18 protein-coding genes are annotated in these 13,880 nt (G+C 41.4%); all 18 read right to left on the minus strand.

What is annotated here, in order from left to right; all coding sequences use genetic code 11:
• Positions 1–6 precede the first annotated feature (6 nt).
• The 18 genes from IEX29_RS01285 to IEX29_RS01370 all read right to left on the minus strand — a co-directional run bounded on the left by IEX29_RS01285 (position 7) and on the right by IEX29_RS01370 (position 13,878).
• Positions 7–420 (minus strand): DUF5072 family protein, encoded by a 414-nt coding sequence (locus tag IEX29_RS01285; RefSeq protein ID WP_188732746.1) that lies wholly within the window; start codon positions 418–420, stop codon positions 7–9.
• Positions 420–776, minus strand: a complete 357-nt coding sequence (locus IEX29_RS01290) for a hypothetical protein (RefSeq protein ID WP_204799008.1) — start codon at positions 774–776, stop codon at positions 420–422. The genes IEX29_RS01285 and IEX29_RS01290 overlap by 1 nt, the downstream gene beginning before the upstream one ends.
• 6 nt (positions 777–782) lie before the next feature.
• Complete coding sequence (locus IEX29_RS01295) at positions 783–1,082, minus strand: hypothetical protein (protein WP_188732747.1); 300 nt, start codon at positions 1,080–1,082, stop codon at positions 783–785.
• Positions 1,079–1,411 (minus strand): phage head-tail connector protein, encoded by a 333-nt coding sequence (locus IEX29_RS01300; protein ID WP_188732748.1) that lies wholly within the window; start codon positions 1,409–1,411, stop codon positions 1,079–1,081. The genes IEX29_RS01295 and IEX29_RS01300 overlap by 4 nt, the downstream gene beginning before the upstream one ends.
• Position 1,412: 1 nt before the next feature.
• Complete coding sequence (locus IEX29_RS01305; RefSeq protein ID WP_188733061.1) at positions 1,413–2,042, minus strand: hypothetical protein; 630 nt, start codon at positions 2,040–2,042, stop codon at positions 1,413–1,415.
• Positions 2,042–3,001 (minus strand): hypothetical protein, encoded by a 960-nt coding sequence (locus tag IEX29_RS01310; protein WP_188732749.1) that lies wholly within the window; start codon positions 2,999–3,001, stop codon positions 2,042–2,044. The genes IEX29_RS01305 and IEX29_RS01310 overlap by 1 nt, the downstream gene beginning before the upstream one ends.
• A 14-nt stretch (positions 3,002–3,015) precedes the next feature.
• Complete coding sequence (locus IEX29_RS01315; RefSeq protein WP_188732750.1) at positions 3,016–3,642, minus strand: DUF4355 domain-containing protein; 627 nt, start codon at positions 3,640–3,642, stop codon at positions 3,016–3,018.
• 116 nt (positions 3,643–3,758) lie between these two features.
• Entirely contained in the window at positions 3,759–4,136 is a 378-nt protein-coding gene (locus tag IEX29_RS01320; protein WP_204799015.1) for a WDGH domain-containing protein, read from the minus strand.
• Position 4,137: 1 nt separating this feature from the next.
• Entirely contained in the window at positions 4,138–4,359 is a 222-nt protein-coding gene (locus IEX29_RS01325; RefSeq protein ID WP_188732751.1) for a hypothetical protein, read from the minus strand.
• Positions 4,360–4,376: 17 nt separating this feature from the next.
• Positions 4,377–5,291, minus strand: a complete 915-nt coding sequence (locus IEX29_RS01330) for a minor capsid protein (protein WP_188732752.1) — start codon at positions 5,289–5,291, stop codon at positions 4,377–4,379.
• Positions 5,278–6,636, minus strand: a complete 1,359-nt coding sequence (locus IEX29_RS01335; protein WP_188732753.1) for a phage portal protein — start codon at positions 6,634–6,636, stop codon at positions 5,278–5,280. The genes IEX29_RS01330 and IEX29_RS01335 overlap by 14 nt, the downstream gene beginning before the upstream one ends.
• Positions 6,637–7,905, minus strand: coding sequence for a terminase large subunit domain-containing protein (locus tag IEX29_RS01340; protein WP_188732754.1), 1,269 nt, complete (start codon positions 7,903–7,905; stop codon positions 6,637–6,639).
• The gene (locus tag IEX29_RS01345) at positions 7,902–8,291 is read right to left on the minus strand and encodes a phBC6A51 family helix-turn-helix protein (RefSeq protein WP_188732755.1); all 390 of its coding nucleotides are present in this window, start codon (positions 8,289–8,291) and stop codon (positions 7,902–7,904) included. The genes IEX29_RS01340 and IEX29_RS01345 overlap by 4 nt, the downstream gene beginning before the upstream one ends.
• A 50-nt stretch (positions 8,292–8,341) precedes the next feature.
• The gene (locus IEX29_RS01350) at positions 8,342–8,698 is read right to left on the minus strand and encodes a PH domain-containing protein (protein ID WP_188732756.1); all 357 of its coding nucleotides are present in this window, start codon (positions 8,696–8,698) and stop codon (positions 8,342–8,344) included.
• A gap of 242 nt (positions 8,699–8,940) precedes the next feature.
• Positions 8,941–9,465, minus strand: a complete 525-nt coding sequence (locus IEX29_RS01355; RefSeq protein ID WP_204799009.1) for a hypothetical protein — start codon at positions 9,463–9,465, stop codon at positions 8,941–8,943.
• Positions 9,466–9,467: 2 nt separating this feature from the next.
• Positions 9,468–10,841, minus strand: coding sequence for a DEAD/DEAH box helicase family protein (locus IEX29_RS01360; protein ID WP_188732757.1), 1,374 nt, complete (start codon positions 10,839–10,841; stop codon positions 9,468–9,470).
• A 14-nt stretch (positions 10,842–10,855) separates the two neighbouring features.
• Entirely contained in the window at positions 10,856–11,143 is a 288-nt protein-coding gene (locus IEX29_RS01365) for a PDDEXK family nuclease (protein WP_188732758.1), read from the minus strand.
• Between the two features lie 323 nt (positions 11,144–11,466).
• Positions 11,467–13,878: a virulence-associated E family protein gene (locus IEX29_RS01370; protein ID WP_188732759.1), complete on the minus strand. Its 2,412-nt coding sequence runs from the start codon at positions 13,876–13,878 to the stop codon at positions 11,467–11,469.
• Between the last annotated feature and the right edge of the window lie 2 nt (positions 13,879–13,880).

Genomic DNA, 13,880 nt, shown 5'->3' on the forward strand with positions numbered 1-13,880 from the left:
TCCTCCTTAAATCTTCATTTTGAAGCCATATGAGACTTTGAACAGGAATGCTAAAACAGCGTGCCGTTCATCAGTCTCTGGCTCTTTATAATTGGATACGAGTCCACTTTCCACCTGCCCCCATAGGTCATACCCATCTGGCAGTTGAATGTATTCAGTGAGCGCCTCGTCTACTTGATTAATATTTTTATAATGCGGCACACTGCTGTTAGCTGCCGCCGAAATGATATGCACATGCACAATGTATTCATGCACATACATTGTCTTAGTATTCCTTGGAGTAGAGCCCACGAACTCAAGATAAGCGAATGGTGATGGTTCTCCATTTGGAATATCATCCAGACATTTTAAGTCTGTACCATCTTGAATCCGTTTTTGAATCGGTGCATGCAAATCAAGCAAAGATAACTTTTTAAGCATTATTTTTTCCTCATTTCCTTTACGAGATCCTCCCGGAAGATTTCCCGCTGCATATTAACGTTGGTCCGTAAATAATACTGACCAGGAACATATCCGCCGCCGACTTTCCGGTGTCCGTATTCAACGTGTGGCGCATAATCCTTTGTATATCCAAACACATCACCAGAAGCATGGGCTGACAGCTGCAGCTCCCTGGAATCAACCGGTGTACCGCCGGATGATGGATTACGGGACGAAACCGCCCGGTTACGCATCTGTAGAATATTTTTACTTTCAACCCGTTTGAAGTCGGTGAAGCTCTTTGCTTTTAAAGCTGCGGCTAGAGTTTCGGTACCCATTAATTCAAATCTAATCATCTGACATCACAACCTAACGTGGCACAATCGCCACCGTCCTGTATCAGTTGTGACTTCATCCATGCCATAAGTGTCTCCGTCAACCTCCACCTGTTCAGCCTGCTCTATTACTCTTTTAGGGGCATCGGTTAAAAGCTTCCGCTTGGTTTGGATTACTTGCCTATCTAAAAGAGCAATCTCCTCCGTTTTCCACGGTGAAATTGCCCCTTTGTATAACCCGATTAAAACGGGCTCAGTAATAGGATTGTTTAATTCGTCTCTGCCAACTTCCTGTACAGCAAATAGCTTCATAGGCTTCATTCTCATAGGAACCTCACCTTATAGCGATTTTCGTCCTCTTCTTTCTCCAGCAGCCGTTTATATTCCTGCAATTCAAGTGTATATTGGTCAAGAAGATTATTCACAAATTTAATGGAAAAGACGTCAACTGATTCAGATTCAACGCCTTCATGATTGGATTCGTGCTGGTTATACATGGCGGAAACAACTTCCACACAAATAGACTCTAATTCAGCAGGAAAGATTGATTTCGCACTCCCTACCCGTAACAGGATCCGATCTTTAGCAGTTTTGATAAACTCATTTGCTAACTTTTCATCAAGATCAGGCTTCCTTATTTTCAAACGGTCAAGCATGTTATTCACCGCCTAAAAGATCAATTAATTCCTTCTTCGTTGCTTTCGCAGCGTAGTTGACGCCTTTATCATCCAACTTCTTTTTTAGTTGGGAATTTGATAAGGTGCTGAGAGATTGAGACTCTACCTCTTCCCCATCATCGATTAAGGCAAGTAGAGCATCAACCTGTGCTTGCGTAAACTGAGGCTCGGCATCTTCTCCTGGATCACCTTTTAAGGATTCCAGCTGCTCTGTCGTGAAATCATCATAGGTAAAGGGATCGCCTTTTGGTCCAGGAGGACCTTGTACGCCCCCACCTGATTGACGTACCAACTGAGCTACTTCCCCTGCTTCCACAGCTTCCGTAATATAACCGATGCCAGCCTCCTCTGATGCGACAAGGACGCCGCCCTCTCCAACTTCTACATATTCCCCTGCTGATAAGTCCTCTCCAGCTTCAACGTCCCAGACCGGGCTATTTTTAAGCGTGACAGTAACCTCTGTATCCGCCTCAAGCTCTCCACTTGATCGAAAATCCGGAATACCTCCTGCCTCAGTGATAGAGATCTGTGGGATGCCATTTCCGCCTGATAAGGACAGTAGCCGGTTCGCTTTGACGTCCTCTGTTACCAATGCTTTAAAAGTACTCATTATCCTTCAACACCTCCATTATCGTCTCCGCCGCCACTACCATCGTTTCCATTGTCGTTAGATGGATCAGTAATAGCAGTTTCCACTACGCCCTCTGGGATCTCAGCAAAAAGGGTAGATCCTTCAAATGCCACTGTTTCAATGGTCGCATTACGTAGTACTGGACCATGAGTGACACCGATCAAACCAGTTTGATCTGTAGTGAGATTAAATGCACGGGCCAAATCATTCCCGGATACGCCTTGGTTAGCAAATACGATATTTTCAACGGCAGTAGTGTAGACTTTGCCTTCTGGAATATCATCAAACACAAGAACGTTCTGATTCAAGAATCCGGTTAAAAGTGTGAAACCATATGCAGTAGATGCCCCACTTGAGATAGGCGCATCACCTAAATATTTAGCAACATCCATAGCAGATACAAAAGATACAATGGATGGATTACCTGGAAATAATGATTTGGCCTTAGCCCATCCTAATGCAAGCGCCTTTTGAAATCCGGCTGCATCTTGAGTAGTTGGCGCAGTATCCAAATAAGTGAAGAATGAATCTTTAATATTCCCCTGAATTTCGCCAAGGATCTCATCATCCGTTTGGTTAACTGCATATTCGTATCCATGGCGATGGATAGCCTCAGCAGATGCCACTTTACGGTATTTGTTAAAAGGCACAGTGTACGCTTTGTCTTTCACTTTACGAGCGCGAGATAACGGGATGTCCTCTCCCTCTCCAACTTGATCTGTATTTAATTCTCTCTCCCATTTATACGTTTGGATTTTTCCATCCTGGGATAAAGTTAATCGGCGAGTAACGCCTAATACTTGCAGCAGCTCCTCAATGGAAGAACTGAAACGAGTAACGAAATCAATGGACCGTACTTCCCCTAAATATCCGGCTGTGGTTAGATCTTCTTCTGCAAAAAATTGTAAATTTAATGGTAATGATTTATTTTTTGTCATGTGTTTTCCTCCTCTTATTTAAACAGGTGCATGTTTTCCTGTATTAACTTGTGGCGCTTAGAAGTGTCTTGCACCTTCATAATTTCTTCCTTCGACATGGTTCCGACCTGACCGGTTTGCTTCTTCGGCGGCTTACCTTTCAACTTTTCTGTCATTCGCTCATCAGCAATCTTATCCACCAATTCGCTAAAGGCTTTTACGGCTTCACCTGTTTTTTCAGCATCCTCACGGACCACAAAGTCCAGAATTTCATCCGTAGCAGTGATGCTAGATTCGGCAAGCATCTTTGTTGCTTCCTTGCCAAGCTCATATTTATTTTGAGCTGCCTTTAATTCTTCGTTTTCACGTTGGAGCTTTTCAAATTCATACTCCCTTTTTTGTTCGGCATTCATTTTGGCAAGTTTCTCAGCTTCTGCTACAGCATCCTCCTTATCCTTTTTCTCTCGGGCAAGGCGGTCCTTAATCATTTTATCGACTTGCTTTTGAGTAAAAGTAGGCTCCTTATTTTTGTTAGGATCATCCTCTGGTGGCTCATTGCCGCCTGACTTATCTTCCTGCTCTTCCTCAGCTGGAGTTTCCTCTCCCGGTTCGGCGAAAAATTGAAGGTTCAATTTAAAAAGTTCCTCATTCATAAATGGCATGTTATTAATCTCCTTTTTTATAGACTTTGTTGTCTGTTTTGTCCTTGCGCAGTTTAAAGCCTTAAGCATGTTTTGGGCATAAAAATAGCACCTGCGTAATTATTGCAAGGTGCTGGCTACTTTAATGTTAATAATCTGGATATGTCCTCTGGCTTGTGTCCGTCGTACTCTGGAGCCCTCTCCAGCTCTTGAACATCGAACATTTCCCAGTATTTCTCATGATAGTGGTAAGTGTAATGACCTTCTACGGTTTCTACCCCAACTATAAAGTATCCATCGAACATCGTTCCGTCATCATGCTGCCAAGATTTCCAAGCTCGCTCGTTACTCTGTTTGCAAATTATGCTGAACAGCACCATGCGATGATAATAAAGTTCTTCAAAAGTGTGATAGGTATCTGAAACTTTATCCGTATTTACTTGAGATTTGTTACACGCAATGTAATTATTAATGAATTCCGTTCTTGTCATACCGGAATTGGTCTCTAATTTCATGCTACACCTCCATTTCTCTTAGTTTTTGACCTTTCGCCACCTCAAGCATTCCCAAAATAGATAGGTCGCTATCTTGGCTGTACCATGTTTCAATCTCTCCATCAGGCTGTCTAACAGTGATAGTGATTTCATCGAAGTCTTTTATATTCTCAAAAACCATATTTAGGAATTCCTCATTGGTCTGGCCTCGCTCTTTTCTTCTTTTTGCTTGCTGAAAGTCCAATAGTTTACCTCCTAAAATTAATCGTCAAGCTCTCCAATAAAAGTAGTCCTGCACCAGGTATGAAAAGGTGGGAAATTCACGCCGACAATGATTTCATCAAATCGGAATGTTTCTCCTTTTTGAGCCCTCTTATCGAACTCTCTGCATATATCACTTGTTCGGCTATCAATAAGAGCGGACAACCTGTATCTCTCTGATCCAGCTGACACATAAGCGTGAACATGTGACTGGTTATATACGAAGGATGATTCAGTCCAAATCAAACGCCTTGCATCATTTGCCCCAACGTTGAACCTGTCCTGGACCTCTTTTGACATCTTAGCGTAATTGTCGCCCCGAATAAGTCCGTCTCTGACTCTAGTCTGCAGATGATTAACAAGCTTCTCCTTATTCTTCCATATTCGATCTGAGAAATTTTCGTCATTGACCCATTTTGTATAGATGGTGTCTCTGACAACCTCATCATTAATACTGAGAAATGAGTTACCAATGCCAAGCTCTTTCAGCATTTGTTCATAACGTTTCCCGTATGTCTTCCGTAAGTGCTTCTCAAATTCTGCATGCTCCAGGGCTCCAAGCTCCAGCAGCTTTATCTGAGTGGAATAGTGCAGCCCTTCCAGTCTATTAAGCTTATATATACTTTCTCTCACTGGTAAGAGGCCTGCATGTTCCGGATATTTTTCCGCAAAAGCCTCCATATCCTGGAAAAGTAGATTCCTGTCCTCCTCGTCCATGTCCTGCAGCATGACACGAAACTCTATGACATTATCTTTTCCATACCTCTGGAAGTAAGAAGAGATCTCCTTTTCAAGCTCCCTGGATGTCCTGGCATAATCTTTTGCTAGCTTAGCGCTTGCAGCTGCATCCATTTTGTCTTGATTAGATATCCACTGTCCATGGCGTTTTTCCCAGTAACTCCTACTCTTGGCCATCTTCTATCACTTCCTGCTGCTTCTGTTGCTGGATAAGGGATGTATTCATATCACGATTAAAGGAGTTAATCCCTTTTTCATCTTTTTCCTTTTCAATTTGGTCCAGTTCATCCTGGACATTATCTACAACAGAAAGCATGCCAAGCTGAGTGCGTTTTGAAGCAATTCCGGATAGCTTACTTGAAGCTTCCGCCTCTTCTAATACGTTGTTTGGGATGTTGCGCTTAAAGATATAATCAATATTTAAATACTCCTCCGGATCCACTCCAAAATTGGTAGGGATGGAAAACATCATTTTAAATCGGCGATTCATGCCCTTGTTAAACTTGCGTTCTTTCATTAATGAGATATTCTCCATCGGTTGCAGCTTAAATTTTAATGCAATCCCTGTCGATGTTCCGAACTTTTCATCACTTATATTCGCGACCATAGAAATCTGAAATATTAATCGTTCTACTCGATTAAGCAGGTTTTCCTGCGTTTCATCTGCATTTGGCTTATCTAAAAATTCAAGGATGATTTTGTCCGTATCGCCGCCTTTTAAATTGATAACTCTGCTATCTTTTATCTCTTTCAAGGTGTCCTCGTCCAACTCAGCACCCAAAACAGCAAGATAAGCATCTGCAAAATAATCCACGTCATTTGCTTTCTCTGATAGTCCTTTGTCATTGGCATTGATTAATGACTCCACGCTTTCAAAAGCTGATTGCCGCTCCTCGTTTTCCACATACTCGATTAGGGGAACGTCTTGGAAAAAGTGATCAATGGATTCTTGCTCAATTATCAATCCATCTTCACCTGTATAAAAATGACGTTCGTCTTCCTTAGAGTAGATAGAGCCCTTGGACCTGCCTTCTTTATCTTTTATAACTCTCACGCCGTACAACGGCTCTTGAGCAATCGTATCATCGTAAATAAGAAAGGCCTCTTGTGGCTTAATGTATGTCACCCTGGTACGGGCTTCTTCATCCTGGTAAAGGAATTCATAAGCATGGCCGTAAATAGAGCAAAGCTTAGACAATTCAGCATTGTTATCATTCTGGCTATTTCGCTTAGCAATGGTTTTTAGCTTGTCAGCTATATCTTTGTTATCATGGACCGTTTTAACCGGAATACCAATAAAATAACCGTTTAAAGTGTCCACTATGTATTTTGCAAAGTTGACTACTAAACGGTTATCCGGCTTACCCATTTCTTTATCTTCCTGGTGCAATATTTCATGGTCATTTTCGTACATATCTTTCATGCGTTTATATCGGGGCTGCCTTTTAGCATGACCGTCTAAAAACTCCTGCAGCTTTTCGACCGACAATTCTTCTTCACGATCCATTGTAAATATCTCCACTTACAACCCTCCTTTAAATAATTTCACTGTTGTTTTATTTTCTAGTGCTCGTAATAAACTTGCTGCACTATCCGGTGAATCATCATGCTCTGCATTTTCGGTATAATCTAATATCTCACTAATATATTCAGGATCTGTGTCCTCTAGCCACTCAATCTGTGACCAGTACTTACGTAGATACGTTGTGATTTTTATAAATTTATTTTGGGATTCATGATAGCGATTTGTTGGAACATTTATGCTTTCAAATTCCTTAGCCAGGTAACCTTTATCCGCATTATTCTCAACATGAACAGTTCCAGCTCGATACTCTTTATGATAAGCGGCTATTTCACTTAAACAGTCGTCAACATGCTTTTCCCAACGCTTACCGAATCCTATGATTCTATCTCCTTGTTTTTTGAGAATGGTAAAAGCAGTTGCATCTGAACCTCCATATGAAGCGTCAGTATGAGCCAATCCGTCATATATAAGCTCTGTCTCACTTGTATACTTCGGAGTACTGAACATTGCATCAGCATCCGCTATGTGTTTCAATTCATAGTTTGCTGCAAAAAGTGAAGGTGACATGCTATCTCTTAATTTCTGCAGCTGCTCCTTATTTATGAGCCCGGTCTGATAGCAGTCATACTTAGTAACATTGGGCATAGAGTTAATAGCATCCTCTTTATGCCAAGGCGTTCCAGTGTTAATGAATCGGCCGCCTCTATTTTTTACGTTCTGTAATTCCTGGTACTGCAGCTTGATATATTCTCTCTCTGCCTTACTGACTCGGTCCTTCACATTGACAATATCATCGGTAATAACAATGTCAGCATGCTTACCAGTAATAGATGCTTTAATACCCATTCCAAGAAGCTGAGAAGTTCCTCGTGCTGACGTTTTTAAATTTGTATCAATCTCATAACTGTTTTCCTTAAGCAAGACAAGATCCACGCCAAACATTACCCAGGTGAGTTTTTGAAAATAATCACTCAGTAATATCTTCTTTACCTGGATCACAATCTCAATAACGTCAGTATCAGTCTTTCGAAAAAAGATGATATTCTTATTTGGCTGCAGTACAATTAATAATGCAATTGCTATGGCTAAACAGGTTGTTTTATAACTCCCCCTGTGAGCTAAGAGCGTCTGGTCCTCATTCCCAAACAAAAAAGACCTAATCCATTCGTTGTGAATGCCGACTAGATCCTTAAATCCTGTCCAGTGACCAAATTTTACAGGTTCTTTTTTTATTAAATTTAAATACTGCACTTGCTTAGGTGTCATGAAGTATCACCATTTAAATAATCGTCAATCTCTTTTGCTCGACTTGAAATATCTACAGATCCAGAGTGATTGACATCTTGTTTATCTACATATAATCCGGCCATAGTCAATAATATTTTTCGGTCCTGGTGTCCTTTCTCCCCAAGCGCATAGGCATAGGTTGCATTTAACACATTTCCTATTTTACCTTTAACCAATTCAAGAGTAGTATTCTTGACTAACTCCTGAAAAGCTGGCTTTTTCATAGCATCATAGTATTTATTCCTGCTTACTCCGGCAAGATTACATATGTTTTTAACACTTAAGCCTACAAATTCAGGATTTATCAATACTTCTAGTAACTTTTTTTCAGCTGCAGTCGGTTTATATTTGTCACCTTTTGTCATGCCAATCACCTCCTTTTCTGCAAAATAAAAAAGCACCCGAATTGGATGCTTTAAACGTCTTGCCTATATGATACTCCTTCTGCTTTTCTTGCTTCCTTAGCTGCAGAACGGATTTTCTCTCTTATGTTATGTGGGTCTTTAACTTTTTTAAGTACGAATTTTGGATCCGATTCATCAGAACTCAAAACCTCAATGTCTCCAATGTTCCTCAATTTCTCGGACATTTTCTGTGTAACCGTAAGATCCTTAATCTTATAAAGCTCAATATCGCTTAGTGTTTTCGTCATGATGCCCTGTTTACGTGTTTTAAGCCTTTCATTGGTCAACGTGTAGTATTCCCTTGGGATTCTATCACTCTTGATTCCAAACATATCCATTTCAAAATCCAATAATGTTTCTTCTGCCATGCGCCCATCTCCCGTAGTTTTTAAGTAAATTTTACCATACGCTCGATAAAAAAGGTAGAGGCTAGAAATAAATCTAACCTCAAAAAGGGATGTGGGGCGATGCAGAACGTTTCCAGGGCTCTGCATCTACATAGCAATTCATTTTACAAATAATTACGCATATAGGATGTGTATTTGTGGTATTTTTCCACACTACCACATTAACACATAAAGAGTCGCAGTGCCGTGCGTTTTTATTGCAATTACCTATCCAACGGAATGGCATCTACTCCAAAAAAGATAACCGGCAGCTCTTCAAGTGCCTTTTGAAGATGCCTGTGTACTGTTGCTCGGTCGATATGCTCAGTCGCAGCAATTTCATCAATCGTATATTTCCTATCACTGATATATTTCTTTTCTAATACTCGATAATATCTAAGTTCCCTAGAACTGCACGTCTGTTTATAGGATTCAATCTTCCCTTTGATAAAATACATCATGGCAAGAGATTTCTTTTTACTCTGTTTGATAGACTGTATCGTCTCAAGATTGATTTCATCTATATCTAAATCCTGAATGGACATATTCTGAAACGTCTCCATGTCAACCTCTATATCTTTACAATGCAGTACTAGTGATCGGTAATGCTTTAATAGCAATTTAATATTATGCAGCCGTCTATCATGTTTAGCCGACTCTTGTTTTTCTAAATCCAATTTAAAAGCCTTCACGGCTTCCTTTGAAGCTATTTCTGTAATTAATTTTATCTGTTTTTCTGTTAGGTGCATGGCTATTCCCCCTTCACTTTTTCAATACGGGCTTTTAATGCTGCTAAAAGACTATTCTGTATATCTGCTTTACCTGCAAGTGCTTCCTCTACATTTTGATCCATGCCTCCAAGTACAGAAAGCTGATGGATAAACACCTTTTCCTTTTGCCCTTGCCTTGCAAGTCTTGCATTTGCTTGTTGATAGAGTTCTAGATTCCAATTAAGTCCAAACCAAATTATATGGTTTCCTCCCTGCTGCAAGTTTAAGCCGTAGCCTGCTGAGGCTGGGTGTGCCAAAAGAATATCAATTTCTTTGTTGTTCCAATCAGCTTCATCCTGGGCTGTCTTTAACTCCCTCACCCGCAATTTTGACTTTTTCAACGCTTCTGTGATTCGAGATTTATCATGTTGGAAATTATAAAAAACTAGTGCTGGAGATCCGTTTAGGGCATCAATCAATTCAAGAAAAGCCTCTAACTTATTATCATGGATTTGTACTATATTTCTATCTTCATCGTAAACAGCCCCGTTGCACAGCTGCAAAAGCTTATTACCTAATACTGCTGCTGATGCTGCCGTGATTTCTGCCTCATCGACTTCCAAAAGCATTTCCTTTTCCAATTTCTCATATGAATTTTTCGCCTTAGGATCCAAAACTACTGGAACCGTATTGTAAGTAACCGGTGGAAGCTCGATATAATCAGATGCTTTCATACTGACAACAACATCATTTAGTAGTTCATGTATCCGGTTATCAGCGCCATCTTTTGGTGCGTATGAGAAAACCCTATCCCTATTTCGTTGGTCTGGTTCAAAATACCGTTCACGGAACCCGGTTATGGTCTTTCCTAATCGTTGCCCACCGTCCAATAAATATATCTGTGACCACACGTCAATTAATCCATTTGGCGATGGTGTTCCGGTTAACTGGACCTGTCTCTTAATATGATTTCTCACGTTCTTCAAGGCTTTAAATCGTTTTGACTGTGGATTCTTGAAGCTGGATGACTCGTCAAGGACAACCATGTCAAAAGGCCATTTGTTGCGATAGTAATCGACCAACCATACAACGTTATCCCGATTTATAACATAAACATCTGCAGGTGTATTTAAAGCTCTTATTCGCTTTGCTTGAGATCCCAGAACAATGGAAAACCGCATAAGATTTAAATGCTCCCACTTCTTTGCTTCATTGGTCCACGTTCCCTGGGCAACTTTTTTTGGTGCAACCACTAATATCTTATTGACTTCAAATCGGTTGAACTTTAAATCATTAATGGCCGTAAGGGTGATAACTGTTTTTCCCAGCCCCATATCAAGCCAAAGGGCTAGATATGGATCCTGGATAATCCGATTGATATTGTAAAGCTGATAATTATGCGGTACGAATTTCATGCTCTCTCACCCACTTAATAGTATTGCCCGCAGTTTCTAGCGATGAACTCATCTACTAGGTGCTTAGAATCTATGACAAGAACTTCACAGCTGAGACTCCTTAAATCCCGCATCTGTTTTAATTGCAGTGGTCTTGGCTTTTTACCAGGTGCCTTCAACTCGACGAAAAATATTTTATTGCCTGGGAAAATGACAATCCGATCTGGCACGCCATCATTCCCCGGTGATTCAAATTTATAAGCCTTGCCACCTGCTTTTTTAACTTCTTTCCGGAGATACTCCTCTATATCTTTTTCTCTCATTAAAACTCACCTCAAATATTAATTGTTTACTTTCTGCCCCACGCACACGTATAAGCACCTAATTAGGCTATTTAGGCATATAGGTAATACGCCTAATCTACCTATATTACCTATTTTTATATTCTTTTATATATAAGGTATACAAAGTATACATATTAATATAAATACTTATATATCAAGGGTTTAGCTGTATACCTTCCTGTATACTTTCTATCATTTTCAAAGTATACAAGGTATACACTTCCATTTTTTAGGAAAGTATACAAAACGGTAGAAAGTATACAGTTTTGACCCCTTAAAGTATACAAACATTCGTTCTGATTCTATACCTTCACATACCCGCCTTTAACGAGTCCATATGGGCCGTATCGGAACGGTTTGGCTTTCTTTTCCCAGCCCTCGATGTTACTTAGAATATCATTAATCCGCATCGTATCTGTTCGCCTCATACGGTTAACTTTTTCATTGAAGCATTCAGTCCATACCTCTGCTGCACAAACCCGATCACGTTCTGTTTCTTCTATATTATTGCTGCCGAATTCACTGGACCAATACAATTTTCTGGTACCAATATCTTTCCTTTGCCAATCTGCTGGCACTTTTCTATCGATGAATTCCCTTATCACACTGTCCCACGGATCCTGTTCCGCGTGACTCTCCTGCTGCCTCTTTGCCTCAGCTGCCATGTCGCCGTTTAAAATCAGAGCCTCGCCTATTCGCCAGTGCATAACGGCTTCCGCCCACAGCTGATTAATTTCACCATCTAAATCCTGAAATACACTTTTAACAGGCAGCTGCAGGCCACAATCGATTGGCCAAAAACGACGGCCACCAGTTGAATCTTTTAAATAATCACTTCTATTAGATGTACCGAAGAAAACACATCGGCGTGGATGCCTTTCCGTTTTCCGGGCATAAGCTGCCCGATATTGGTCCTCTGTTCGACTTAAAAAGCCTTTAATGGTGTTCAAGTCTGACTTATTATAAGCACTCATTTCACCGACTTCTACGATCCATACACCTTGTAAAAGTTCAGCTGCTTCTTTTCCCTCAAATGACTCCAACGAGTTGCTGAACCAAGCCAGACCCATCTTTTGAATAAGAGTAGTCTTACCCAGCCCCTGTGCTCCGGTTAGAACCGGCATTGTGTCATATTTAACCCCCGGAGACATAGCCCGTGCCACTGCTGCAGTAAATGACTTCCGTGTAACAGTTTTCGTATATGCCGTGTCTGCAGCTCCCAGGTAATCAATGAAAAGCCTGTCCAATCGCTTAACGCCATCCCACTGTAGGCCGTTTAAATAGTCCATCACTGGGTTAAAACGGTTCTTGGCCGACACCTGGTTTAGCGCATGCTTTATTTTTTCCGCAGACTGGAAACCAAGAATTTTCTCCAGGTATAAAGCAAGCCCCGATTCATCCTTTTCAGACCATAAAAATGTACCCTCTTCCTCGTCTCTTGGACTCCACGGTAACGGAGCAACACCTACAACCCCATCTGCAAATTCATCCAGCCGAATTCTTCCTTTTAAAGAGCTCTCGCCTTCTAATGCAACAAGCAAATTCTCTATAGTCTTTTGCGGTTGCCCGGAGCTTGGATGCAGCTTTAACTTTTGAATCCAATCATAATTATCCGTGTCAGCAGGTGCAGCCTCTCCGAAATCTTCTACAGCATCCCGATACCGCTCTTTATTAAGCGTTGAAGCAACTCCCGCATCATTTAAAGCAAAACTGCTCATGCTCGTAAAAGATGGAAGCTTATTGACAGGCGTATCTGCTTTTGCATCATCGTCCAAATCGCTGAACTTATGCAGCCGTACCAAGTCAAATGCGTTTACTAATCGACCTCCACAGGGATCCGTTGCATGATGGGAATAAAGATAAAGTCCATCCTCATAAACAATCGCACCGCCTACTGTGGACCCATCGACAAAGGTTAATCGGTCCGGCACATCGGTAGATTCATAGATTCCGGGTAAAAAGGTTTCAATTGCTTCAAAAATGTTATATTGCCGGCAGAATGCTCCAATAATGCCGTTCTTTTCTAATGGGTTGCCTTGTTTAGCTGCAAGTCTGACATGTGATTGCTGCGCACCTGGTACCTCTGGCCACTCCTGGATGTCTCTCCAATCGGCATAAGTAGCAAGCAAGCCATCCACGTCTAATAGTGGTCTGTCCCGGTAATCAAATACATATTGACTGTCACTTGAACAACTTGGCCAGTACATCAGTCTGCTTGCTTCAAACGTTGTAGGATCAGCAAGGCTCATACCAATAATGGAAGCTAATTTACGTGCCAGCGGCTCATATTCATCCGCTGTAGCCGTCCGATTAAGTGGAGCGAGTACTCGTAAACGTGGACGGCCAGGCTCATGTTTCCTGGTGCTGTAAGTTGCAAAAGCACAGCCTAATCCTTCTAATCGCTGCAGCACGGGATCCGTGTCGCCGGCTGGAATGTTGTCCAGGTCAAGCGTAATAATGTCTCTACCGACAACATTGGAAGCCTTCCGGCGTTCATTGTGCAGCTCTCCACCAACGAAGCCCCCAACGTCTTTTAATTCGTCCTGGTCTCGTTTTGGCATCTTAAGATACTGTTCCAGTGTCTCCGTGCCTCTGACAGCTGTTTTAAGCCTGTCCACTAACTCAGACCAATACAGGACTTGTGTCGGCCACCTGGTAGCTTTTCTATTGGATCCCTGCGCTATTTTAATCTGTCTATCGTGTTGCCATGTCATTG

The organism is Oceanobacillus neutriphilus (genome assembly GCF_014645515.1).
Classification (GTDB): domain Bacteria; phylum Bacillota; class Bacilli; order Bacillales; family Amphibacillaceae; genus Oceanobacillus; species Oceanobacillus neutriphilus.